The sequence below is a fragment of the Pseudomonas sp. GM33 genome (assembly GCF_000282295.1).
Lineage (GTDB): Bacteria > Pseudomonadota > Gammaproteobacteria > Pseudomonadales > Pseudomonadaceae > Aquipseudomonas > Aquipseudomonas laurylsulfatiphila.
Genome location: NZ_AKJO01000073.1, coordinates 121,576 through 144,819, shown reverse-complemented (window position 1 = coordinate 144,819; position 23,244 = coordinate 121,576). Strand labels below are relative to the sequence as shown.

The 23,244-nt window shown below is 58.8% G+C and carries 21 protein-coding genes and 1 pseudogene; 10 read left to right on the top strand and 12 right to left on the bottom strand.

What is annotated here, in order from left to right; all coding sequences use genetic code 11:
- Positions 1-35: 35 nt before the first annotated feature.
- Both PMI26_RS18125 and PMI26_RS18130 read left to right on the top strand, forming a co-directional pair.
- The gene (locus PMI26_RS18125; protein ID WP_007973615.1) at positions 36-2,024 is read left to right on the top strand and encodes a polysaccharide biosynthesis protein; all 1,989 of its coding nucleotides are present in this window, start codon (positions 36-38) and stop codon (positions 2,022-2,024) included.
- Between the two features lie 112 nt (positions 2,025-2,136).
- Positions 2,137-2,472 carry a ComEA family DNA-binding protein gene (locus PMI26_RS18130; protein ID WP_007973612.1) on the top strand — a complete coding sequence of 112 codons (336 nt, stop codon included), beginning with the start codon at positions 2,137-2,139 and terminating at the stop codon, positions 2,470-2,472.
- 110 nt (positions 2,473-2,582) lie between these two features.
- On the opposite strand, the gene PMI26_RS18135 is transcribed toward PMI26_RS18130, so the two are convergent.
- From PMI26_RS18135 to PMI26_RS18145, 5 genes are all read right to left on the bottom strand, one after another.
- On the bottom strand, positions 2,583-2,843 hold the full coding sequence (locus PMI26_RS18135; protein WP_007973610.1) for a DUF6429 family protein: 261 nt from the start codon (positions 2,841-2,843) through the stop codon (positions 2,583-2,585).
- Positions 2,844-2,916: 73 nt separating this feature from the next.
- The gene (locus tag PMI26_RS32315; RefSeq protein ID WP_443200841.1) at positions 2,917-3,249 is read right to left on the bottom strand and encodes a transposase; all 333 of its coding nucleotides are present in this window, start codon (positions 3,247-3,249) and stop codon (positions 2,917-2,919) included.
- Positions 3,250-3,286: 37 nt separating this feature from the next.
- Entirely contained in the window at positions 3,287-3,496 is a 210-nt protein-coding gene (locus PMI26_RS32310; RefSeq protein WP_443200840.1) for a hypothetical protein, read from the bottom strand.
- 189 nt (positions 3,497-3,685) lie between these two features.
- On the bottom strand, positions 3,686-3,880 hold the full coding sequence (gene tnpB / locus PMI26_RS30560) for an IS66 family insertion sequence element accessory protein TnpB (RefSeq protein WP_238540809.1): 195 nt from the start codon (positions 3,878-3,880) through the stop codon (positions 3,686-3,688).
- 275 nt (positions 3,881-4,155) lie between these two features.
- Entirely contained in the window at positions 4,156-5,520 is a 1,365-nt protein-coding gene (locus tag PMI26_RS18145) for a Wzz/FepE/Etk N-terminal domain-containing protein (protein ID WP_238540808.1), read from the bottom strand.
- Positions 5,521-5,919: 399 nt separating this feature from the next.
- On the opposite strand from PMI26_RS18145, the gene PMI26_RS18150 reads away from it, so the two are divergent.
- Both PMI26_RS18150 and fabF read left to right on the top strand, forming a co-directional pair.
- Positions 5,920-6,714: an SDR family NAD(P)-dependent oxidoreductase gene (locus PMI26_RS18150; protein WP_007973603.1), complete on the top strand. Its 795-nt coding sequence runs from the start codon at positions 5,920-5,922 to the stop codon at positions 6,712-6,714.
- A gap of 31 nt (positions 6,715-6,745) precedes the next feature.
- Positions 6,746-8,020, top strand: a complete 1,275-nt coding sequence (gene fabF / locus PMI26_RS18155; protein ID WP_007973601.1) for a beta-ketoacyl-ACP synthase II — start codon at positions 6,746-6,748, stop codon at positions 8,018-8,020.
- Here the strand turns inward: fabF and PMI26_RS18160 are convergent.
- The 6 genes and pseudogenes from PMI26_RS18160 to rfbB all read right to left on the bottom strand — a co-directional run bounded on the left by PMI26_RS18160 (position 8,017) and on the right by rfbB (position 13,547).
- Complete coding sequence (locus tag PMI26_RS18160) at positions 8,017-8,574, bottom strand: TetR/AcrR family transcriptional regulator (RefSeq protein ID WP_007973600.1); 558 nt, start codon at positions 8,572-8,574, stop codon at positions 8,017-8,019. The two genes, fabF and PMI26_RS18160, sit on opposite strands and share 4 nt — an antisense overlap.
- A gap of 167 nt (positions 8,575-8,741) precedes the next feature.
- Positions 8,742-8,909, bottom strand: coding sequence for a DUF2897 family protein (locus PMI26_RS30555; RefSeq protein WP_007973599.1), 168 nt, complete (start codon positions 8,907-8,909; stop codon positions 8,742-8,744).
- A 141-nt stretch (positions 8,910-9,050) separates the two neighbouring features.
- Positions 9,051-10,416 (bottom strand): annotated as a pseudogene (gene eat / locus PMI26_RS18165) (ethanolamine permease).
- A 260-nt stretch (positions 10,417-10,676) separates the two neighbouring features.
- Positions 10,677-11,546, bottom strand: coding sequence for a dTDP-4-dehydrorhamnose reductase (rfbD, locus tag PMI26_RS18170; RefSeq protein WP_007973597.1), 870 nt, complete (start codon positions 11,544-11,546; stop codon positions 10,677-10,679).
- A gap of 49 nt (positions 11,547-11,595) precedes the next feature.
- Positions 11,596-12,468, bottom strand: coding sequence for a glucose-1-phosphate thymidylyltransferase RfbA (rfbA, locus tag PMI26_RS18175; RefSeq protein WP_007973596.1), 873 nt, complete (start codon positions 12,466-12,468; stop codon positions 11,596-11,598).
- On the bottom strand, positions 12,465-13,547 hold the full coding sequence (gene rfbB / locus PMI26_RS18180) for a dTDP-glucose 4,6-dehydratase (protein ID WP_007973595.1): 1,083 nt from the start codon (positions 13,545-13,547) through the stop codon (positions 12,465-12,467). The genes rfbA and rfbB overlap by 4 nt, the downstream gene beginning before the upstream one ends.
- A gap of 343 nt (positions 13,548-13,890) precedes the next feature.
- Here rfbB and kdpF point away from each other — a divergent pair, with 343 nt between their 5' ends.
- The 6 genes from kdpF (at position 13,891) to PMI26_RS18205 (ending at position 21,962) form a co-directional block, all read left to right on the top strand.
- Positions 13,891-13,980, top strand: a complete 90-nt coding sequence (gene kdpF, locus PMI26_RS30550) for a K(+)-transporting ATPase subunit F (protein WP_007899818.1) — start codon at positions 13,891-13,893, stop codon at positions 13,978-13,980.
- An 8-nt stretch (positions 13,981-13,988) separates the two neighbouring features.
- On the top strand, positions 13,989-15,683 hold the full coding sequence (gene kdpA / locus PMI26_RS18185; protein WP_007973594.1) for a potassium-transporting ATPase subunit KdpA: 1,695 nt from the start codon (positions 13,989-13,991) through the stop codon (positions 15,681-15,683).
- A gap of 11 nt (positions 15,684-15,694) precedes the next feature.
- A complete protein-coding gene (gene kdpB, locus PMI26_RS18190) occupies positions 15,695-17,752 on the top strand; it encodes a potassium-transporting ATPase subunit KdpB (RefSeq protein ID WP_007973593.1) in 2,058 nt (685 codons plus the stop codon).
- Between the two features lie 143 nt (positions 17,753-17,895).
- Positions 17,896-18,441 (top strand): potassium-transporting ATPase subunit KdpC, encoded by a 546-nt coding sequence (gene kdpC / locus PMI26_RS18195; RefSeq protein ID WP_033047747.1) that lies wholly within the window; start codon positions 17,896-17,898, stop codon positions 18,439-18,441.
- Between the two features lie 131 nt (positions 18,442-18,572).
- Entirely contained in the window at positions 18,573-21,224 is a 2,652-nt protein-coding gene (locus tag PMI26_RS18200) for a sensor histidine kinase (RefSeq protein ID WP_007973591.1), read from the top strand.
- A 48-nt stretch (positions 21,225-21,272) separates the two neighbouring features.
- Complete coding sequence (locus PMI26_RS18205) at positions 21,273-21,962, top strand: response regulator (RefSeq protein ID WP_007973590.1); 690 nt, start codon at positions 21,273-21,275, stop codon at positions 21,960-21,962.
- 143 nt (positions 21,963-22,105) lie between these two features.
- On the opposite strand, the gene PMI26_RS18210 is transcribed toward PMI26_RS18205, so the two are convergent.
- Positions 22,106-23,143: a patatin-like phospholipase family protein gene (locus tag PMI26_RS18210; protein WP_007973589.1), complete on the bottom strand. Its 1,038-nt coding sequence runs from the start codon at positions 23,141-23,143 to the stop codon at positions 22,106-22,108.
- Positions 23,144-23,244: the final 101 nt, after the last annotated feature.

Here is a 23,244-nt window from a genome sequence, read left to right as displayed (position 1 = left end):
GCTTGTCGTTTGCTTTATTTGAAAAGGATATTGAAATGCTTCGCCAATGGCTACTGCAGCTTCCGCGGCGGCAAAAAAGGCTGATGCAAGTTGCGACCGATACTTTCCTGGTCTGGGCTGCGCTTTGGTTGGCATTCGTCGTTCGCTTGGGTATTGACGAGATCGTAAACCCGCTACAGGTGCACACCTGGTTGTTCCTGTGTGCACCGATTGTCGCGATTCCGCTGTTCATTCGCTTCGGATTGTATCGTGCGGTTTTACGCTACTTTGGAAACGACGCACTGATTGAAATCGTGAAGGCGGTCAGTCTCTCGTCGCTGATTCTCGGGCTCGTCGTTTATTGGTATAGCAATCATCAGGCTGTGATTCCCCGCTCGATCATTTTTAACTATTGGTGGCTCAGCTTGTTGATGATTGGCGGGTTGCGACTAGCAATGCGCCAGTATTTTCTTGGCGATTGGTATACGGCTGCCCAGCATGTCCCGTTTACCAATAGAGACAAGGGGTTGCCCAGGGTTGCGATCTACGGGGCAGGAGCCGCTGGAAATCAGCTGGTAGCGGCGCTTCGCATGGGGCGATTGATGCGACCTGTCGCGTTTATCGATGATGACACCAGTATTTCTGACCGGGTCATTTCGGGATTGCATGTTTACGAGCCCAAGCATATCGAGAAGATGATCGATGTTACCGGGGCTCAGGAAATCCTTTTGGCCATCCCGTCCGCGAATCGCGGGCGTCGTCGTGAAATATTGGGCTATCTGGAGGGCTTTCCGCTGCATGTCCGAAGCGTTCCCGGCTTTATGGATCTGGCGAGTGGGCGTGTAAAAGTAGACGACATCCAGGAAGTGGATATTGCTGACCTGCTCGGGCGCGATGCCGTGCCTGCGCAAGGCGATTTGCTCGAGCACTGCATCAGGGGCCAGGTCGTGCTGGTGACGGGGGCAGGTGGGTCGATCGGTTCTGAGCTTTGCCGCCAGATACTGGTGCAGCGACCCACTACGCTTTTGTTGTTTGAGCATAGTGAGTTCAATCTTTACAGCATTATGTCCGAATTGGAGCAGCGGGTTGCACGCGAGTCTTTGCCTGTAAAGTTGCTGCCGATCCTGGGGTCTGTTCGTAATCAGGAAAAGCTGCTGGACGTGATGAAGACGTGGCGTGTCGATACTGTTTACCACGCTGCAGCTTACAAGCATGTCCCGATGGTTGAGCACAACATCGCCGAAGGGGTACTCAACAACGTCATTGGTACGCTGAATACTGCGCAGGCTGCGTTGCAGGCCAATGTTGCCAATTTTGTACTCATTTCAACGGACAAGGCAGTACGGCCAACCAACGTCATGGGAAGCACCAAGCGTTTGGCTGAGATGACGCTCCAGGCATTGAGCCAGGAGTTGGCACCTGTTTTGTTTGGAGACGCCTCGAATGTTTCGCGGGTCAATAAAACCCGATTTACGATGGTTCGATTCGGCAACGTCTTGGGCTCTTCAGGGTCCGTCATCCCGCTATTTCACAAGCAGATTCAACTCGGTGGTCCACTGACGGTTACGCATCCGAAGATCACTCGCTATTTCATGACGATCCCCGAAGCGGCCCAGCTTGTGATTCAAGCAGGTTCAATGGGGCAAGGAGGCGATGTTTTCGTTCTGGACATGGGCGAGCCGGTAAGGATTGTCGAACTGGCGGAAAAAATGATCCACCTGTCCGGTCTGAGTGTGCGCTCGGAGAGAAATCCGCATGGAGATATCTCCATTGAGTTCACCGGCCTTCGCCCTGGTGAAAAGCTGTATGAAGAGTTGTTGATCGGCGACAACGTAGCCGCAACTCCTCATCCAATGATCATGACCGCCACTGAAGACTACCTTTCCTGGGAGGCTCTCAAAGTCAAGCTGGCTGAATTGCTGGCCGCGGTTGAACAGGATGACTACTCCTGTGTCCGCCAGCTCCTGCGCGAAACCGTCAGCGGCTATACCCCCGACGGCGAGATTGTCGACTGGATCTATCAGCAGCGTCGCCTCGAGCCCTGATTGTTTCATATGCTGTAACGGACACATTTTTGACAGGCTCCAGACATCACCTAAGTTTTGAAGGCAGCTTCGGAAAAGCTGCCTTCTCAATCGATGTCATGGAGCGTCATTTATGCGTACTGGCTATTTCTACTCTCTCGTTTTTGCCCTGCTGACCAGCACTTCAGTTGCCGTCTTAGCTGCACCTGCAGTCAAGCAGGAAGCTGGAAATCCTCCTGTGGTGATGGAAGCTTCAGAGAAAGTGCTGTCCGGAAAAATCAACCTCAATGCGGCGGATGCAGCGACATTGCACCGCGAACTGTCCGGTGTGGGCGAAGCCAAGGCTAAAGCGATTGTTGCGTATCGTGAGGATAATGGGCCATTTGCTTCAATTGACGAACTGCTTGAGGTCAAGGGTATCGGCAATGCCATTCTCGATAGAAACCGCGAAAAGCTTGAGGTGAACTAAGCTTGTAAATCAACGCCAAGGGGCCGGTCATTGACCGGCCTTTTTGCATTCTGGCAAATGGGAGGTATGCGATCCATAAACCTCACCTACCGTATGGCCGTGGTATGAAGTCAGGTATCCGAGTCGGATACATGCTCCACTTGAGTTCTCACTCCAAACAATCGGTCGGCTATCAGTCGACCGCGCTCCAGCCCTTCAGCGGTCAACCAAATCGATTTGTTCTTGTTCCCCGGATTGCTGATGAAACCATGTTCATGCAATCGGCTCATGGTCTCGAAGTCGAACCCTTTCCAAGCATTGCCGTTATCAAAGCTGAAGGTTGCCAACAGGGCAAGCACGGCTTCTTCAATCAGTTTATCGTCGTATTCCATGATCGTTGCTCCGCTCGTATTCTTTAAACTCACCGTAAACTCCACCAGCCATCAAGATGGATAGCGCGTTTATCTATGTGATACCGGTCGGCAGGCGTTCAACCAGTAGCCGGTCGCACATCAAATTCAGCAAGGGCTGCAGGTGTTCGCTGCACTGGATCACCCAACGCGCCAAGGTCTGGTGTGGAATATCGATGCCGTGGCGATCGAGGACTTTTTCGAAACGGGGCAGTGGTAGGCCATCGACGCATTTGGTCGTCAGCAACATCGCCAACACACTGGGGCTGGCCATGCTCTTTTCGATCAGTTGCGCCGGCTTGTCGGCAGTAACCGGTGCGGTTTCGCAATCGCGGCAACCGCAGACCTTGCGCACATGTTTGATCACGCGGATTTGCATCGGCACGATCTCGAGCTGCTCGCTGATTTCCTCGCCAATGGCGTGTTTACGGCAACCGCAGGCGCAGGTCAGCTCGTGCTCGGACGGTTCGTGAATGACTTCGATACGCGGAAGATCGGCGAGCAGAGGCTTGCGGTTGCCCCGCCACTTCGTTGACCGTCTCGGCGACGATTTCAGCTTCATTGAACAAGGCCATTTGCGAGGTCGCTGTATCGGCAGTCTGCTCTGACTTGCGCCCGAAAAGATACTCACGCAACAGCGCGTTTTCTTCTTAGAGATGAACGATCTTGCCCTTATCCGACTCGCGCTCACTCAGCATTTGGTCAAGCAGTGGCTTGAGCAAAACAGGGTCGTCAGGAAGGTCTTTGGGCATGGAAATCATGCCCTGGTTTATACCGAATCGGGCGACGAATCCAGGCGTCAAAACTTGATGCGGACGGTTGCGCTACAAATCTAAACCGTCCAATAAAAGATCTTCACTCGATTGTGAGGCTTGTTGAGCAACACCAAAAAGCACCGGGTCAAACACCGCGACTTTGATGTCCAGTACGACCAGAGCGGCGAGGCCGTCGATGGATTTTCGGAAGTCGACGGGCTTGGGGTAGAGATAGACTTTTTCGATTTTTGCGTCGGGACGCATTATGAGATGCTGGCTCCGGAAAGGAATCGGGAGCACAGCATCGGGGATCAGGTGGTGACTTTGAATGTGGGGTTTATGGAGCGCTTACGTCAGTTCTGCACCCAGCGTTCCGGTGTAGAGGACTTTGTCTATGACACTACCGCCGTAGATTTTTTTGACGTTAGATAGGATGGATCGTCCCCAGAAAAGTTACTGGTTTTTGGGTGATAAGGGCAGGCGCTAAAGCAATTGGTCAAGCCGGGCTGCGCTTGAAGAGCAAGCGCAGCCCTCGACAATTAACGACGAGATGTCCGCAGTGAAAGCACTGCGCGACGAACAAAGGCGACACTCACACCGAGCATGAATCCAAAGAGCAGACCAAGTCCAACGATCATGGCTTTCTTCGGTTTTACCGGCGCTTGGGGTTCCGTCGCATCTTTATCAACTTGAACCAGATTTAACTGATCGAATTTTATATTCAATTGCTTCAAGTGCGTCAACTCACCCCGGATGCCTGCGAACTCCTTGAGAAACGGCTCAGAACTCTCCCGCTCTTTGAGGATTACTGCTTCGCGGTTGGTAGCCAGCAGGCTGAGTTCTTTTTGAATTTCATCGATACGCGGCTCGGTGAAGTCGTCGGAATGACGAGCTGCCAGGGTGGCACGTTCCGCTTCCAGTGCCGCCTGTCCCAGGAAGTACAGCGGTATATTCTGATTGTTTACTTCAGTGCGGATCATGTTGCCCTGATGTGCTTGCTCTCCGTCTCCCAGAGCCGAGGGCGTGGTAGGTTTTACAATGCCGAGTTTCTTGGCGATAGCGATGGCTTCATCAAGCTCTTTGATGCGGTTTTGTCTGCGGCTTTGCAGTTGTTGACGCAGCGCTTTAAGTTCGTCTTGAAGTGTTTGTTTTTTTAATTTGTCTTTTTCCAGCAAGTGGGCGATTTTTGAATCTGTTTCCGCCTCATAGATGGATTTTTTCGACTCCAGCTTCTTTTCCACGTTTTCGATGCGGTTGGCAATCAGTCTTTTGAGGTCCGAAGCCACTTTTTCCTTTTCGCCTTTAACGACGAAATCGGTAAAGTCTTTCAATATACCTACACCATCTACACCTTGTGGATATGTGAGGCTAAGGCTCACGGCTTCGGAAAGGCTGGAGCTTTTTTTAGGGTCAATTTTTTGAAGCGAAAATGCTTTTTCGTTGAACTTCTCAAATGTTCTTTCAAAGGATTCGCCTGGTACCTGCAGTGGTGCAAGGTATTGTGGGTTGGCTTTGAAGAACTTCAGGCGGATATCATAAGACTGCATTGACGAGCCAATGGTATTCAATGCGTCGTTTGGCAGAAGTTTGTAAAGCCCTGACTCATTCAGCTCATCCAGGTCTGCCAGTGCGACTGGCTGGACAAAAGTTTCAACTTTATACTCCGGCGTTGCCAATAGGGCGTAAGCAATAGCGGGGGTGACAGTCAGTGCAGTAAGCAATAAAACAATCGCCCTTTGATCCCAAAGGCTACTGATAAGCTCCTTTATATCAATAATTTCTTGTCGGGGGGTATCAATGATGCTTGCTGGAGAGTTCATCATGCGCCCTAAAAAATGGATAGATAATCCCAAGTACCTCTGAGAATTACCGTCATCCAGGTTAAGAAAATTATATTTTGTCAAGCTTTGGATATTCCAGCATTTGTAACCAAACAGCAAGGGTGAGAGACAGTCGCAGATGCGAACGCAGGGCGGATCAAGCATCGCTTTGATGGCATTAAGGACTGGTTCGACGCATGAGAGCCCTGTCGCTCAGTTACCGTTCAAAGCGCCCTGTTCATCCACCCCACCATTTATCGGGCGGTTCGCAGTACCGTTCATTCCATCACAGAGGTTTGGCGCGGTCTCACGTTCATTCAGGGTCTACTCTCATTCTGGCCGAACCGCCGACGAGAACCGCGCGTTTTCTCCAAGAAAAATTACGACTATCATATTGTGTTTGAATTATGACTATAATAAATACCGTTTGCGCCGGCGTACCCCGGTGTCAAACATCCCTCAGCATCCTTCAGGAGCACCGTCATGAATTCAGTTCAGTCCCAAGGTACGGCCCTTGTCACCGGTGCTTCCTCCGGTATCGGGGCGATTTACGCCGAGCGGTTGGCGGCCCGTGGTTTTGATTTGTTGCTGGTGGCTCGCGACGAGCAGCGACTGGAGGCGGCCGCGAGCAAACTTCGTTCGGAGCATGGGATCAAGGTTGAAGTGCTGAAGGCGGACCTGACTCAAAAGGCAGACGTGCTGCAGCTCGAACAGCGGTTACGCAGCGATTCGACTATCAGTTTGTTGCTCAATAACGCCGGCGTGGCGGCGGACGGGCTTTTGGCCAATGCTGATATCGACCAGCTGGAGCGAATGATTCAGTTGAACATCACAGCTGTCACGCGATTGGCCGCGGCGGCTGCAGCCGGTTTTACCAAGGCCGGGCGCGGCACCATCATCAATATTGCGTCGGTGGTGGCCTTGTTTCCGGAGCGTTTCAACGCAACCTACAGCGCCAGCAAGGCCTATGTATTGAGCCTGACCCAGTCGTTGAGCGCCGAACTGGACGGCACCGGGGTGAAGATCCAGGCGGTGCTGCCTGGTGTGACCCGAACCGAGATCTGGGAGCGCTCCGGCATCGACGCGTCACAAATTCCTGCGGACATGGTGATGGAGGTGGGTGAGATGGTCGATGCTGCATTGTCGGGTCTGGATCAGGGTGAGTTGATCACTATTCCTTCATTGCCCGATGCGGCGGATTGGAATGCGTTCGTGGCGGCTCGTCTTGTGATGGCGCCTAACCTTTCGAAAAGCAAGGCTGCTGCCCGTTATCGGTAAGTGACATCAAACAGATTGAGGTGTGAGCGGTATGAGTGATCGTCGTGTGGTTGTAACAGGCATGGGCCTGGTGTCGCCGCTGGGGAGCGGTGTCGAAGTGGTCTGGGAGCGGCTGCTGGCCGGGCGTTCCGGGCTGCGCAATCTGCCGGATGAAGTGGTTGCCGATCTGCCGGCCACGGTCGGCGGAGCGGTGCCGACGCTGGCAGATGATCCCCAGGCGGGTTTCGATCCGGACCGGGCGACCCCACCCAAGGAACAGAAGAAGATGGACCGCTTCATTCTGTTCGCCATGGAAGCCGCGCGTCAGGCACTGGAGCAAGCCGGCTGGCAAGCGCTGGATGCCAATGCCCAGGAGCGCACGGCCACCATCATCGGTTCAGGCGTAGGTGGTTTCGGTGCGATTGCCGACGCCGTGCGTACTACCGATAGCCGTGGTCCGAGGCGTTTGTCGCCATTCACTATTCCTTCATTTCTGGTCAATCTCGCGGCCGGTCATGTGTCGATCCAGCATGGCTTCAAGGGGCCATTGGGCGCGCCGGTCACCGCATGCGCTGCCGGGGTTCAGGCGATTGGCGACGCGGCGCGAATGATTCGTACGGGCGAGGCGGATATCGCGGTGTGCGGCGGTGCGGAGGCGGCGATCGATCGGGTCAGCCTTGCCGGGTTCGCGGCTGCTCGCGCCTTGTCCAGTGCCTACAACGACACGCCTGAGCGCGCTTCACGACCTTTCGACAGTGGTCGCGATGGCTTTGTCATGGGTGAAGGGTCGGGGCTGCTGGTCATCGAATCTCTGGACCATGCGCTGGCACGGGGCGCCCAGCCCCTGGCGGAGCTGGTCGGCTACGGTACCAGCGCGGATGCCTATCACCTGACCGCCGGTCCCGAGGACGGCAGCGGTGCGCGGCGAGCGATGACCTTGGCATTGGCACAGGCCGGTGTTTCACCGGCGCAGGTCCAGCATCTGAATGCTCATGCGACCTCGACTCCTGTGGGGGATCTGGGTGAGCTGGCGGCGATCAAGGCATTGTTCGGGGCGCAAAATGGCATTGCCGTGACATCAACCAAGTCGGCAACCGGGCATTTGCTCGGTGCTGCGGGTGGACTCGAAGCGATCTTTACGCTGCTTGCGATTCGCGACCAGGTCGTGCCGGCGACCCTCAATTTCGAAAACCCGGACCCTGCCACTGAAGGCGTGGACATTGTTCATGGCTGCGCACGGCCGATGGCCATCGAATATGCGTTGTCCAACGGCTTCGGATTTGGCGGGGTCAATGCCAGTGTATTGTTCAAGCGTTGGCAGGATTAATCCTGCGGGTGTTTGAGGTGTTCGCGTGCGGCGTCGAGAATCCGTTGGGCAAACCCGGCGTCGGCCACGCTGCGGGATAACAGCAAGGCGCCGACCAGTGTAGACATGATGACAATGCTGCGCTCGGCGGTGCGCTCTCCGTCAAGGGTGTGCCGGATCTGGTCGAGTCGCGCCTGGAGCACGACGTCGCTGGTCGGACTCGGTTGACCACGCAGTCCCAGTTCTGAAGAAATGGTCAGCAGCGGGCAACCCTCGTGAGGTGAGGTTTGATGCCATTCGGAAAGGTAAGTGTCGATGAAGGCTTCGAGTGGATGCTCCTCGGCGAAGATTTGCGCGCACAACTCGTCGACTTGTGCGCCAGCCTCTTGCAAGGCTTTTTCCACCAGTTCGTCTTTGGACTTGAAGTGCGAGTAAAAGCCACCGTGAGTCAGGCCCAGTGCTTTCATCAGGGGTTGCAGCCCGGTCGCGCCGATACCGTCGCGTCGAAATCGCGCTGAAGCTTCCTTGATTATGCGTTGGTGGGTCTGGGCTTTATGGTCCTGCGAGTAACGCATCTGATATCTCCGCATCAATGCGGCCCATATTAACCAATGAAAATTGCATGGTGACTGTACTTCTATTTCTAAAAAGCATGCAGATGCTTCGATATGGGTACAAATCGGCATGATTTCAGGGCAAGCCACGCAAAATCAAACCCCGCCGTTCAAGGCGGGGTTTTCATTCAGCGGTCCTGCGCTTCCTTGGCGTCCATTTCCGCATTGCGTTCGGCGACGCGCTTACGTTGCTCTTCGGTCAGTTCGACTTTGTGGGCGGTGTCGCGCAGCATCATCAGACCACCAACGATCGAGCCAATGGCAACGACCAGAATCAACCAGGCATACCAGGGCATAGGACTCTCCTTGAAAGCAGGCGGGTCGACGAGGGTTCGCCAACCGATCGCGTATAGCACTTTGAGTGACGGGGTTTCGTCGCAGTTCCATCGCTATCACCCCCATTCTATGCCTGTTGTTCAAGCTTCACCCGAACGCATTCAATGTCCGGTCAGCATCGCATCCGCCGGTGCGTCGGCGCGCAATTGCGCGGTGAGCGTGAAGTACACGAAACCTGCGGCCATGAAGCCCAGGAAGATCAGGCCGATCAAGGTGTTGAACCAGGCCATCGCCACCAGGCACACCACTGCCAGCATCAGCGCAATGAACGGCACCAGTGGGTAGCACGGGGCGCGGAAGGTACGTTCCAGGTTCGGCTCGGTTTTGCGCAGCTTGAACAGGCTGAGCATGCTCATGATGTACATGACGATGGCGCCGAACACCGCCATGGTGATCATCGCCGCCGTCAGCGTCATGCCGCCGAGGTTGATCAGACCGTCGCTGTAGATCGCCGCGATGCCAATCACGCCGCCGGCGATGATCGCCCGGTGCGGCGTCTGGAAGCGCGACAATCTGGCCAGGGACGCCGGCAGGTAGCCAGCGCGGGCGAGGGCGAAGAACTGGCGCGAGTAGCCAAGGATGATCCCGTGAAAACTCGCCACCAGGCCGAACAGGCCGATCCACACCAGCATGTGCAGCCAGCCCGAGCTTTCGCCGACCACGGTTTTCATCGCCTGGGGCAGCGGGTCGTTGATGTTTGACAGGGTGCGCCAGTCGCCGACGCCACCGGCGAAGAACATCACGCCCATCGCCAGCAGCACCAGGGTCAAGATACCGCTGATGTAGGCTTTGGGAATGGTGCGTTTCGGGTCCTTGGCTTCTTCGGCGGCCATGGCGGCGCCTTCGATGGCCAGGAAGAACCAGATGGCAAAGGGGATCGCCGCGAACATCCCGGCAATCGCCGGAGCGCCGAACACGTCGGTGCCGGCCCAGCCATTGAGGGCGAAGTTGCTGAAGCTGAACGCCGGCGCGACCACGCCCATGAACACCAGCAGTTCAGCGACCGCCAACACGCAGACCACCAGTTCGAAGGTCGCCGCCAGTTTCACGCCGAGGATGTTGAGACCCATGAACAGGAGATAGGCACCGACCGCCGCGTGTTTCGGGTCCAGGGCTGGAAACTGGACATTGAGATAGGCGCCGATGGCCAGGGCAATCGCCGGCGGGGCGAAGACGAACTCGATCAATGTCGCCAGGCCGGCGATCAATCCGCCTTTTTCCCCCGAACGCGCGACGGCTGTAGGCAAAGGGGCCTCCTGCGTGAGGAATGGCGGTGGTCAGCTCGGTGAAACTGAAGATGAAGCAGGTGTACATCGTGGCGACCATGAAAGAGGTCACCAGAAAACCCAAGGTTCCGGCCACGCCCCAGCCATAACTCCAGCCGAAATACTCCCCGGAAATCACCAGCCCGACCGCGATGCCCCACAGATGCAATGTGCCCAGCGTGGGTTTGAGTTGTGTGTTCATGCACTTGCTCCCTGAGTGGTTTGGAACGCTCGGGGGGAGGCCAGTGCAGTGGGCGTGCCATTTCGCGAGTGTGCGTCGTAATGGGCTGAAAGGCGTCGTATCGGGGATGTTCGCGACTGGTTGTGCGAACTTTGTGCGTCAGTCGTGGGCGTCGTTGCTACTAATGCCGCTTTCGCGAGCAAGCCCGCCTGTCTGCTACACGACACCGCTGCGATGCGGATACGTCGTGTTTCAACGCAGGTGCGGGCTACCGTTGATGTTCAGGTTTGTTCGGTAAGGCACTCGCGCAACGCCATCTGCCAGTCAGGTTGACTGACGCCCCAATCGCGTTGCAAGCGACTGCAATCCAGGCGCGAGTTAAGCGGCCGGGCGGCAGGCGTCGGGTAGTCGCTGGACGGGATCGGTAACAGGGCGGCACAAGGTTTGCCCTGTTGTCGCAATGCTTCGCCGATTGCCTGGGCGAAACCAAACCAGGAAGTCTCACCTTGAGCGGTCAAGTGATAAGTGCCCCAGTTGGCCACTTCGCGCGCCTGCCAGTGTTCAATCAGGGCAAGGGTGCTGTTGGCGAGTGTGCCGGCCCAGGTAGGGGCTCCGATTTGATCGGCAACTACACGTAACTCTGGTTTCTCTTGCAGCAATCGCTGCATCGTCAGCAGAAAGTTACGGCCATGGTTTGAATAGACCCAACTGGTACGCAGGATCAAGTGTTTGCCTTGCACGTCCTTGATAGCCTGCTCACCGGCCAACTTGCTCTTACCATATACGCCGAGCGGATTGGGCGTGTCGTCCTCGTTGTAAGGTCCGGCTTTCAATCCGTCGAAAACATAGTCCGTGGAGTAATGTATCAACGGGATGTCGAGAGCCAGCGCCTCTTCGGCGAGAATGCCGGGAGCGATCGCGTTGATGGCAAAGGCTGTTTGCGGCTCACTTTCTGCCAGGTCAACCGCTGTATGGGCCGCCGCATTGATGATCAGATCGGGTCTGACGCTTTGCACCTGACGGCGAATCTGAGCGGGTTGCGCGAGATCGAGCTGATCGCGACCCAATACGATCAGTTCGCCGAGCACACCCAGTCGGCGTTGCAGCTCGTGTGAGACCTGACCATGTCTGCCATTGATGAGTACTTTCATCAGAACAATTCAGTCTCGTCATGAGGTAAATCGGGCTCACACTGGCTCATTACGCTCCCCCTGCCAATTTGGCCAGGTACTGGCCATAGCCCGTCTTGCCGAAGTACTGGGCGCGTTCCAGCAGTTGTTCGCGGTTGATCCAGCCGTTTTCATAGGCTATCTCTTCCAGGCACGCCACTTTCAGGCCTTGGCGGTGTTCGATGGTTTGCACGTACTGAGAAGCTTCGAGCAAGCTGTCGTGGGTGCCGGTGTCGAGCCAGGCGAAACCTCGACCAAAACGCTCGACCTGCAGATCTCCACGTTGCAGATAGGCATTGTTGACGTCAGTGATTTCCAGCTCGCCGCGAGGCGAAGGTTTCACTGCCTTGGCGATCTCGATCACGTCGTTGTCGTAGAAATACAGGCCGGTAACGGCATAGCTGGATTTCGGCTTTTTCGGTTTTTCTTCGATAGAAAGCGCACGGCCCTCGCTGTCGAAATCGATGACGCCGAAGCGTTCGGGGTCCTTGACCCAATAACCGAACACGGTGGCACCGGAAGAGCGTTGTGCCGCGTTCTGCAATTGTTCGCCAAAGTGCTGACCGTGGAAAATGTTGTCGCCCAGGATCAGGCACACAGGGTCATCGCCAATGAATTCCTCGCCAATCAGGAAAGCCTGGGCCAGACCGTCCGGAGATGGCTGCTCGGCAAAGCTGAAATTCACCCCGAACTGGCTGCCGTCACCCAGCAGATTGCGATACTGCGGCAGATCCTGCGGGGTGGAAATCAGCAGGATGTCCTTGATGCCGGCCAGCATCAGCACCGAGATCGGATAGTAGATCATGGGCTTGTCGTAGACCGGCAACAGTTGTTTCGACACACCGAGCGTAATCGGGTGCAGGCGTGTGCCCGAGCCACCCGCCAAAACGATGCCTTTCATCATGCGAGCAGCTCCTTGGGATTGATGGCGCCAAGGCGTTCACCTTGATAGCTGCCATCCTGGACACGGCGGCACCACTCCAGGTTGTCCAAGTACCATTGAACGGTTTTACGCAGGCCGGTTTCGAAGGTCTCTTCGGGCACCCAGCCCAGTTCGCGTTCAATCTTGCCGGCGTCGATTGCGTAACGTACGTCATGACCAGGACGATCCTGGACGAACGTGATCAGGTCGGCGTAATACGCAACGCCCTCAGGTTTTTGCGGTGCCAATTCTTCAAGCAGGGCGCAGATGCCGCGCACCACGTCGATGTTCTTTTGTTCGTTGTGCCCGCCGATGTTGTAGGTCTCGCCTACGGTGCCGGTGGTCACCACTGTGAGCAGTGCCCGGGCGTGATCTTCGACGAACAGCCAGTCGCGCACTTGCAGGCCGTTGCCATACACCGGCAACGGTTTACCGCCCAGGGCGTTGAGGATGACCAGCGGAATCAGTTTCTCGGGAAAGTGGAAAGGCCCGTAATTGTTCGAACAATTGGTCAGCAGCACCGGCAAACCATAGGTTCGCTGCCAGGCGCGGACCAGATGGTCGGACGCAGCCTTGCTGGCAGAGTAGGGCGAGCTGGGTGCGTAGGGCGTCGTTTCCGTAAACAGATCATCGACGCCGTGCAGGTCACCGTAAACCTCGTCGGTGGAAATGTGATGAAAGCGGAAGGCGCTTTTCTCAGGCTCCGGGAGGGCTTGCCAATAGGCACGAGTGGCTTCGAGCAGGCTGTAGGTGCCGACGATGTTGGTCTGGATGAACTCTGATGGCCCATCGATGGAACGATCGACGTGGGACTCCGCTGCCAGGTGCATGATCGCGTCAGGCTGGAAACGCGCCAGCACTGCACTGACGGTCGTCTGATCAACAATATCGGCCTGAACGAACTCGTAACGAGTGTTGTTGGCAATGCTGGTCAGCGACTCGAGATTGCCGGCATACGTCAGTTTGTCCAGGTTGAGCACATCATGCTCAGTGTGTTGGATCAGCTCACGAACAAGTGCCGAGCCTATGAAACCGGCTCCGCCGGTAATAAGGATACGCATGTTGGGCCAGCCTTTTCAGTAGTGCGAATAACGGTAGCTTGCAGGCACGAGCGAGGAGGCGCAAGAAATCCTGACCCTGTTGGGTTACGTCGTGCCAATTGGGCTGGATTATCCATGACTTGCAGCCTTCACTCACTACATCTTGCGCAAAATTTAGCGCTTTACCCGTGAAATTCAGGTTTTCTCCGTACTGGAACCCCTTCCCGCACCCAGTAACCCCAGCGTAAACCCACTCTTTACGCATTCTTTATGCCCGGTCCGCACCCTCGGTCTCGTTCCTTTACAGCCTCTTTTCCGACAATGACTGCACACGCGGCAATACGCCGTAACACGGAGAACTTCCATGAGCGTTCTGGACGGGGTGTCACTGCTGTTGGCAGTGGGGCTGTTCATTTATCTGTTGGTTGCGCTGTTGCGCGCGGACCGGAACTAGGAGCGGCTATGCACAGTTATGACTATTGGCTGATCCTCGGGTTTTTCGCCCTGGTATTGGTCCCAGCGCCGTTTCTCGGGCGCTTCTACTACAAGGTAATGGAGGGGCAGCGCACCTGGCTGTCGCCGCTCCTCGGCCCGGTCGAACGCGGTTGCTATCGCCTGGCGGGCGTCGATCCGCACGCTGAACAGAGCTGGCAGAAGTACGCGCTGGCCTTGCTCGCCTTCAACCTTGCGGGTTTCCTGCTGCTGTTCGCGATCCTGTTGTTCCAGGACCATTTGCCGCTGAACCCGCAAAACCTGCCGGGCCAGGAGTGGACGCTGGCGTTCAACACCGCCGTCAGTTTCATGACCAACACCAACTGGCAGGCTTACAGCGGCGAAGCGTCCCTGAGCTACTTGAGCCAGATGGCCGGCCTCACCGTGCAGAACTTCGTCAGCGCCGCCACCGGCCTGGCCGTACTGGTTGCGCTGTGCCGCGGCATCGGCCGCAAATCCACGGCATCGCTGGGCAACTTCTGGGTCGACATGACCCGCGCCACCCTCTACGGCCTGCTGCCGCTGTGCCTGCTGCTGGCGCTGTATCTGGTTTGGCAGGGCGTGCCGCAAACCTTCGCGCAGTACGTGAATGCGGTGACGGTGCAAGGCGTCGACCAGGTCATTCCACTGGGCCCGGCTGCCAGTCAGATTGCGATCAAGCAATTGGGTACCAACGGTGGTGGCTTCTTCGGCGTCAACTCGGCGCATCCGTTCGAGAACCCGACGGCCTGGAGCAACCTGTTCGAAGTGGCCTCGATCATCCTGATCCCCGTGGCACTGGTGTTTACCTTCGGCCACTACGTAAAGGACCTGCGTCAGAGTCGCGCGATCATCGCCTGCATGCTGGCGCTGTTCCTGATCGGCGGCGCGACCTCGCTATGGGCTGAATACCAGCCGAACCCGATCCTGAACAACGTAGCCGTCGAGCAGACTGCGCCGCTGGAAGGCAAGGAAGCGCGTTTCGGCACTACCGCCACGGTGCTCTGGTCGGTGACCACCACGGCCGCGTCCAACGGTTCGGTCAACGGCATGCACGACAGCCTCAACCCGCTGAGCGGGATGGTCGCGCTGGTCAACATGATGGTCGGCGAGGTGATCTTCGGCGGCGTTGGTGCCGGGCTCTACGGTATGTTGCTCAACGTGCTGATCGCAGTGTTCCTCGCCGGCCTGATGATCGGTCGTACGCCGGAGTACCTCGGCAAGAAACTGCAAGCCAGGGAAGTGCAATTGCTGGTGCTGACCCTGATGGTCATGCCGATTGGCGTATTGGTGCTCGGCGCGATTGCCGCCAGCCTGCCAGGCCCGGTGGCCTCGGTGAGCAACCCCGGCGCCCACGGTTTCAGTCAGTTGCTCTACGCCTACACCTCGGCCAGTGCCAACAACGGTTCGGCGTTCGGTGGCTTCGGTGCCAACACGCCGTTTCACAACCTGATGCTGGGCCTGGGCATGTTGATTGGTCGCTTCGGTTACATCCTCCCGGTTCTGGCCCTGGCCGGCAGCCTGGCGATGAAGAAAACCGCACCGATTGGCCAGAACAGCTTCCCGACCCACGGCCCCCTGTTCGTGACCCTGCTGACCGTGACCATTTTGCTGGTGGGCGGCCTGACGTTCCTGCCGACCTTGGCGCTGGGCCCGATTGCTGAACATCTGAGCATGGCCTTCTGAGGAAGTTGAAGATGAATATGCCCGTATCCAAAACCGTCGCCGTCAAGGCGCCGGAACAACCGAAAACCGCGATCTCGGCCCTGTGGCGCCCGGCGCTGGTGCAAGCCTTCGTCAAGCTCGACCCACGGCAATTGCAACGTGCGCCGGTGATGCTGGTGGTCGAACTGACCGCAATCCTGACCACCGTGCTGTGCTTCATTCCCGATACGGCCGTACCGACCTTCGTCGCCGCGCAAATTGCCGTGTGGCTGTGGTTCACCGTGCTGTTCGCCAACTTCGCCGAAGCTTTGGCCGAAGGTCGTGGCAAGGCCCGCGCCGACAGCCTCAAGGCCGGTAGCGAAGGCCTTAGCGCCCGGCGCAAAACCAGCAATGGCACCTTTCAGGTAGTACCGGCCACCAGTCTGCGCAAGGGCGATGTGGTGCGTGTCGAAGCCGGGGAGATGATCCCCGGTGACGGCGAAGTGCTTGAAGGCATCGCAGCGGTCAACGAAGCCGCGATTACCGGTGAGTCGGCCCCGGTGATTCGTGAGTCCGGCGGCGACCGCTCGGCCGTCACCGGCAATACAAGGCTGGTGTCCGACTGGCTGCTGGTGAAGATCACCGCCAACCCTGGCGAATCGACCCTGGACCGCATGATCGCACTGGTCGAAGGCGCCAAACGCCAGAAAACCCCGAACGAAGTGGCGCTCGACATTCTGCTGATCGGCCTGACCCTGATCTTCCTGCTGGTGGTCGTCACCCTGCAACCGTTCGCCCACTTCGCCAACGGCAGCTTGCCGCTGGTGTTCCTGGTGGCGCTGTTGGTCACCTTGATTCCGACCACCATCGGCGGCCTGTTGTCGGCCATCGGTATCGCCGGCATGGATCGTCTGGTGCGCCTGAACGTGATCGCCAAGTCCGGGCGTGCGGTGGAAGCGGCGGGGGACGTGCACGTCCTGCTGCTGGACAAGACCGGCACCATCACCTTCGGTAATCGTCGTTGCTCGGCGGTGTATGCCGCGCCAGGCGTGACAGCCAGGGAATTGGCCGAAGGCGCGTTGCTGGCGTCGCTGGCCGACGACACCGCTGAAGGCAAGTCGATCGTCGAGTACCTGCGTGGCACTCATCCGCAACCGGAACCGTCCGCCGACCTGCTGACAGCCGTGCCCTTCAGTGCCGAAACCCGTTTGTCCGGTGTCGACTATCAAGGGCGCGTGTACCGCAAGGGTGCGGTGGATTCGTTGCTGGCCTTCGTCGGCCTGAAACGTGCTGACCTGGCACCGGCCTTGTCCCGCGAAATCGACAAGATTGCGCAAAGCGGCGGCACCCCCTTGCTGGTCTGCGCCGACGGCAAGTTACTTGGCGCGATCCACCTCAAGGACGTGGTCAAGCCCGGTATCCGCGAGCGTTTCGCCGAGTTGCGCAAGCTGGGCATTCGCACGGTGATGGTCACCGGCGACAACCCGTTGACTGCCGCCGCCATCGCCGCTGAGGCCGGTGTGGACGACGTGCTGGCGGAAGCCACGCCGGAGAAAAAACTGGCGCGCATTCGTCACGAGCAAAACGACGGTCGCCTGGTCGCCATGTGCGGCGACGGCGCCAACGATGCCCCGGCACTGGCCCAGGCGGACGTCGGCATGGCGATGAACGACGGCACGCAAGCGGCACGTGAAGCGGCCAACATGGTCGACCTCGACAGCGACCCGACCAAGTTGCTGGACGTGGTGCAGATCGGCAAGGAATTGCTGGTCACCCGCGGTGCGCTGACGACCTTTTCCATCGCCAACGACGTGGCCAAGTACTTCGCGATCCTGCCGGCGCTGTTCGCCGCGATCTACCCGCAACTGGGTGTGCTCAACGTGATGCACCTGAGCAGTCCGCAGAGCGCGATTCTGTCGGCGATCGTTTTCAACGCGTTGATCATCGTGGTGCTGATTCCCCTGGCATTGCGCGGCGTGCGCGTGCAGGCGGCGAGTGCGGCGGCGTTGCTGCGACGCAATCTGCTGATCTATGGCCTGGGCGGGATTCTGGTGCCGTTCGTGGGCATCAAGGCGATCGACATGCTGTTGACGGCGTTGCATCTGGTTTGACTGAACACGCCCCTGTAGGAGCGAGCTCGCTCGCGATGGTGGTTAACGATAACGCGTGCTTGCTGACTGTACGCGGCGCTCTCAATTACATCGCGAGCAAGCTCGCTCCTACAGGTTTTTCCCGTGAATTCGAGGATTTTGAAATGTCCACATTGATACGCCCGGCCCTGAGCCTGCTGGTCCTGATGACGCTGATCACCGGCGTCGCCTATCCACTGGTGGTCACAGGCGTCGCCCAGGTCGCGTTCCCGGATCAGGCCAACGGCAGCCTGGTGCGCGATGCCGAAGGCAAGGTCCGCGGTTCCTCGCTGATCGCCCAGGATTTCGTCGGCGACGCCTGGTTCCACCCGCGTCCTTCGGCCGGTGCCTTTGCCACTGTATCGAGCAGCGCCAGCAACCTGTCGCCGAGCAACCCGGCCCTGGCCACGCGGGTGATCGACGATGCCGGCAAGTTGCTGGTGCCCGGCCAGGGGCCGGTGCCGTTGGCGCTGGTCACGACCTCGGGCAGCGGTCTCGATCCGCACTTGCCACCGGCGGCGATTGCCTATCAACTGGCGCGTGTCGCCGCGGCGCGCAACCTGCCGGTCGCGTCACTGCAACAGCTGCTGGACGCGCACATCGAGCAGCCCTTGGTAGGCCCGCCGGTGGTGAATGTGCTTGAGTTGAATCTGGCGCTGGAAAAGCTTTAGGTCCGTGGTGCTGCCATTCGCGAGCAAGCCCGCTCCCACAATTGGAATGCATACTCCTGTGGGAGCGGGCTTGCTCGCGAAGACGGTTTGACAATCACTACATCAACATCTGAAAGACGAGAACTCCAAGCATGAGCAACTCCGGCCGCGCCGACGCGCTGTTAGCAGACCTGCCCCGCGATGGCCGTGGCCGGCTCAAGGTATTTCTCGGCGCCGCGCCCGGCGTCGGTAAGACCTACGCCATGCTCCAGGCGGCCCACACTCAGTTGCGCCAAGGGGTAAAGGTCATTGCCGGCGTCGTCGAAACCCACGGCCGCGCCGAAACCGAAGTACTGCTCAGCGGCTTGCCGCAGCAGCCGTTGGTGCGCTCGGAATACCGGGGTGTGTTGCTCGAAGAAATGGACCTGGATGGTCTGATCAAAGCCAAACCGAAGCTGGTGCTGGTCGACGAACTGGCGCACACCAACGCACCCGGCAGCCGTCACGAAAAACGCTGGCAGGACATTCAGGAACTGCTCGCCGCCGGCATCGATGTCTACACGACAGTCAACGTCCAGCACCTGGAAAGTCTCAACGATCAGGTGCGTGGCATCACCGGCGTGCAGGTCCGTGAAACCCTGCCGGACTGGGTGCTGCAAGAAGCCTACGAACTGTTGCTGATCGACTTGCCGCCACGGGAACTGCTCGAGCGCCTGCGCGATGGCAAGGTCTATGTGCCGGAGCAGGCGCGAGCGGCCATCGACGCATTTTTTTCCCAGACCAACCTGACCGCCCTGCGCGAACTGGCGATGCAAACCGCGGCGGCTCAGGTCGATAACGATTTGGCCCTGGGCTATCGCCAACTCGGACAAGCGGCACCAGCGGTGCGCGGGCGTTTGCTGGTAGGGGTGGACGGCGATGCCCAGGCCGAGCGTCTGGTACGGCATGCCAGTCGCGTGGCCCAACGGCGGCACCTGCCCTGGAGCCTGGTGCACGTGGACAACGGTCGAGTGCGTGACGAGCAGTCCCGCCTGCGCCTGCAGAGCGCCCAGCAACTGGCCGAACGCCTGGGCGGTGAAGTGGTGTTGCTGCGCGCCGGTGAAGTGGCGAAAACCCTGATCCAGCATGCTGCCGAGCGTCGTGCCAGCCTGGTGCTGGTCGGCCAGTCCCGACCGAGATTGCGCCGACGCCTGTTCGGTGGCGGGTTGGCGGCGCGGCTGCTGCGCAATGCGCGCGGACTGGAAATCAACGTACTCGATAGCGATCACGAACAGCATCAACCCCATCAGCGGTCGATGGGGGCACTGGTCTGGTTCGACTACGCGTTGGCCGTGGTCGCGACGGTTCTGGCCAGCGCCCTGGCCTGGGCGGTGGCGAGTGTCCTGCCACTGCCCAATATTTCACTGGTGTTCCTCGCCGCGGTGCTGCTGGTGGCGGTGCGCAGCAGTCTCGGGCCGGCGCTGGCCTGTGCGGCGCTGTCGTTCCTGACTTATGACTTCCTGTTTATTCCACCGACTTTTTCTTTCAGCATCCAGCGCGAAGAAGACGTGCTGACCTTGCTGTTTTTCCTGCTGATGGCAGCCCTCACCGGCAACCTCGCGGCGCGCCAGCGCAGGCAATTGCAGGCACTGCGCGATACCCAGGAAGAGACCACTGAATTGCTCGACCTGTCACGCAAACTGACGGCCGCCACCGACCGCCAGGCCGTGGTCAGTGCGGCCGCCCAGCACCTCAACGGTTGGAGCGACGTGCAACTGTGTCTGCTCAATCGCGACGGGCAGAGCGGCTGGAAAGTCGAAACCGGTGGCCCGCTGGAGTTCACCGAAGCTGAGCGCGCCGCCGCCGATTGGGCCTGGCAGCACGATCAACCGGCAGGTGCGGGCACCGGCACCTTGCCGTTCGGCCGCTGGTGGTGGTGGCCGTTATCGGTCGAGGACGGCCCGCTCGCGTTGCTTGGCGTATGCGCCAAGGAAGGCCAGACCCTGAGCGGCCAGCGCCGTCGTTTGTTGACCGCGCTGAGCCAGCCGCTGGCCCAGGCGCTGGCCCGGGCGCAACTGGCCGATGATCTGGAAGCGGCGCGGCTGCACGGTGAAACCGAGCAGTTGCGCAGTGCCTTGCTGGCTTCGGTGTCCCACGATTTGCGCACACCCTTGACGTCCATGCGCGGCAGTATCGATAGCCTGCTGGCCCTGGGAGAAGCGATCCCGCTGGAGGACCGGCGTGAACTGCTCGAAGGCACCCGCGATGAAGCCGAGCGTCTTGATCGTTATATCCAGAATCTGCTCGACATGACCCGCCTCGGCCACGGCGCCTTGAAGCTGGCGCGGGACTGGGTGTCACCGGCCGATATCGTCGGCAGTGCGCTCAATCGCCTGCGCGCAGTCCTTGCGCCGCTGCAAGTCAGCACCGACGTGCCGGCCGAGTTGCCGCTGCTGTATGTGCACGCCGCGCTGATCGAACAGGCATTGGTCAACGTGCTGGAAAACGCCGCGCGCTTTTCGCCGCCCCACGGGCGTTTGCAATTGCGCGCCGGGGCCGACGACGGTGAGCTGTTCTTTTCGGTCAACGATGAGGGCCCGGGGATTCCGGAGGAGGATCGGGCGAAGATTTTCGACATGTTCTACACCGCGGCGCGGGGGGATCGTGGCGGGCAGGGGACCGGGCTGGGGCTGGCGATCTGTCAGGGCATGGTTGGTGCCCATGGCGGGCGCATCAGCGTCGCCGACGGCATCGAGGGGCGCGGCACCTGCATCACGTTGCACCTGCCGCTACAGGCTCAGCCGGGATACGAGAGTGAAGCCTGATCCTGCTTGCGCTACTCTCTTGCCACTTCTTTGTGTTGATGTGAACTCATGAGCCAGACCGCGACCATCCTGGTCATCGACGACGAACCGCAGATCCGCAAATTCCTGCGCATCAGCCTCGTTTCCCAAGGCTACAAAGTGCTGGAGGCCGGCACGGGCAGTGAAGGCCTGGCCCAGGCAGCATTGAACAAACCGGACTTGCTGGTGCTCGACCTCGGCTTGCCGGACATGGACGGCCAGCAGGTATTGCGCGATTTTCGCGAGTGGTCGACGGTGCCGGTGCTGGTGCTCTCCGTGCGCGCCGGTGAAGGGCAGAAAGTCGAGGCCCTGGATGGCGGCGCCAATGACTACGTGACCAAGCCATTCGGCATCCAGGAATTCCTGGCGCGGATTCGTGCGTTGCTGCGCCAGGCGCCCGTGGGCGAAGCCCAGCCAGCGGCGCTGAACTTCGGTCCTTTGACGGTCGACCTGGCGTATCGCCGGGTGCTGCTCGACGGTAGCGAAGTCGCCTTGACTCGCAAGGAATACGCCGTGCTGGCGCAACTGGCGCGGCATCCCGGGCGGGTGATCACCCAGCAGCAATTGCTCAAGGACATCTGGGGGCCGACGCACACCGAAGACACTCACTACCTGCGCATCGTGGTCGGGCACTTGCGCCAGAAACTGGCGGATGACCCGACCCTACCCAGGTTTATCGTGACCGAGGCGGGGGTGGGGTATCGGTTGTTGAGTGAGTAGTTTTGAAATTTTGTGGTGACTGATCTGGCGCTTTCGCGAGCAAGCCCGCTCCCACAGTGAATCTTTGGTGTACACAAAATCCCATGTGGGAGCGGGCTTGCTCGCGAAGAGGGCATTACATTCAATCGAGAACTTTCAGACTTTCAATTCTGCTCATTCTCATACCGATCCAGCGTATCCCGCGCAATCTCCCGACCCAGCGCGATCAGCTCCGGCGCCTTGTAGAACTCAAAAAACCGGCACACGCGCTTGGGCACGTTGATCAGAATGTCCGGCGGATACCCGGCAATCTTGTACTGCGCCAGCGACGTCTGCATCACCTCGAAACTCTGGTTGATCAAATCGAGCAAGGACGCCGGCCCGACGTTGTCGATGATGAACGAACCGGTGGCGGAGCGGGGCGCGCCACTGGCTTCCGGAGCAGCAGCGGGTTGCTGTGCTTCGGGCTCGGCGGACTCGATCCACGGGTTGAAATCCGCCCCTTCGGCTTTCAACGCTTCCTGCTCCAGGATCAACAATTGTTCCGCCTGTTTACGCCGGAACGGCAATTTCGAGCCGACAGAGCTCATCAGGTTGTCGAAGCGGGTCTTGAACGCGGCGGGGCGCTGGATCACCGGCAATTGGTAGTGGCGTTGGTTGGTGGAGTTGAGGTTGACCGCGATGATCAGGTCGCAATGGCTCGACACCACCGGCACGATCGGCAGCGGGTTGAGAATGCCGCCATCGACCAGCATGCGGTTGCCCTGCATCACCGGGGTGAACAGGCTGGGAATCGCTGCCGAGGCGCGCATCGCCTGGTGCAGGCAACCTTCCTGGAACCAGATTTCCTGCTGGTTGGTCAGGTCGGCGGCGACGGCGGTATAGGGGATGCGCAAGTCTTCGATGTTGATCTCGCCGACGATCTTGCGAATCTGCCCGAACACCTTCTCGCCACGAATCGCCCCCAGACGAAAACTGACGTCCACCAGACGCAACACGTCGAGGTAATCCAGGCTCTCGATCCAGTCGCGGTATTCATTGAGTTTGCCGGCGGCGTAGATCCCGCCCACCACCGCGCCCATGGAGCAACCGGCGATACAGGCAATGTCATAGCCGCGCCGTTCGATCTCTTCAATGACCCCAATATGTGCGTAACCCCGGGCTCCACCCGAGCCCAATACCAGTGCGACACGCTTTTTCATGAATCGCCCTCGTTTGAATGCTTCAACAATGCACCCATCGAGGGGCATGCTTCAATCGTCATGGTCGTTCGAGGGGACAAGAGCGTCGTATTTTCGACACT

Excerpts from the sequence above, each read along its gene's own strand:
- PMI26_RS18150 (WP_007973603.1), top strand. The coding sequence starts at position 5,920 with ATGAATTCAGTTCAGTCCCAAGGTACGGCCCTTGTCACCGGTGCTTCC.
- tnpB (WP_238540809.1), bottom strand. The coding sequence starts at position 3,880 with ATGCGTCCCGACGCAAAAATCGAAAAAGTCTATCTCTACCCCAAGCCC.
- PMI26_RS30555 (WP_007973599.1), bottom strand. The coding sequence starts at position 8,909 with ATGCCCTGGTATGCCTGGTTGATTCTGGTCGTTGCCATTGGCTCGATC.
- kdpF (WP_007899818.1), top strand. The coding sequence starts at position 13,891 with ATGAGCGTTCTGGACGGGGTGTCACTGCTGTTGGCAGTGGGGCTGTTC.
- rfbB (WP_007973595.1), bottom strand. The coding sequence starts at position 13,547 with ATGCGTATCCTTATTACCGGCGGAGCCGGTTTCATAGGCTCGGCACTT.
- PMI26_RS18130 (WP_007973612.1), top strand. The coding sequence starts at position 2,137 with ATGCGTACTGGCTATTTCTACTCTCTCGTTTTTGCCCTGCTGACCAGC.
- PMI26_RS18200 (WP_007973591.1), top strand. The coding sequence starts at position 18,573 with ATGAGCAACTCCGGCCGCGCCGACGCGCTGTTAGCAGACCTGCCCCGC.
- PMI26_RS18125 (WP_007973615.1), top strand. The coding sequence starts at position 36 with ATGCTTCGCCAATGGCTACTGCAGCTTCCGCGGCGGCAAAAAAGGCTG.
- rfbD (WP_007973597.1), bottom strand. The coding sequence starts at position 11,546 with ATGAAAGTACTCATCAATGGCAGACATGGTCAGGTCTCACACGAGCTG.
- rfbA (WP_007973596.1), bottom strand. The coding sequence starts at position 12,468 with ATGATGAAAGGCATCGTTTTGGCGGGTGGCTCGGGCACACGCCTGCAC.
- kdpA (WP_007973594.1), top strand. The coding sequence starts at position 13,989 with ATGCACAGTTATGACTATTGGCTGATCCTCGGGTTTTTCGCCCTGGTA.
- kdpB (WP_007973593.1), top strand. The coding sequence starts at position 15,695 with ATGAATATGCCCGTATCCAAAACCGTCGCCGTCAAGGCGCCGGAACAA.
- PMI26_RS18210 (WP_007973589.1), bottom strand. The coding sequence starts at position 23,143 with ATGAAAAAGCGTGTCGCACTGGTATTGGGCTCGGGTGGAGCCCGGGGT.
- kdpC (WP_033047747.1), top strand. The coding sequence starts at position 17,896 with ATGTCCACATTGATACGCCCGGCCCTGAGCCTGCTGGTCCTGATGACG.
- PMI26_RS18160 (WP_007973600.1), bottom strand. The coding sequence starts at position 8,574 with ATGCGTTACTCGCAGGACCATAAAGCCCAGACCCACCAACGCATAATC.
- PMI26_RS18135 (WP_007973610.1), bottom strand. The coding sequence starts at position 2,843 with ATGGAATACGACGATAAACTGATTGAAGAAGCCGTGCTTGCCCTGTTG.
- fabF (WP_007973601.1), top strand. The coding sequence starts at position 6,746 with ATGAGTGATCGTCGTGTGGTTGTAACAGGCATGGGCCTGGTGTCGCCG.
- PMI26_RS18205 (WP_007973590.1), top strand. The coding sequence starts at position 21,273 with ATGAGCCAGACCGCGACCATCCTGGTCATCGACGACGAACCGCAGATC.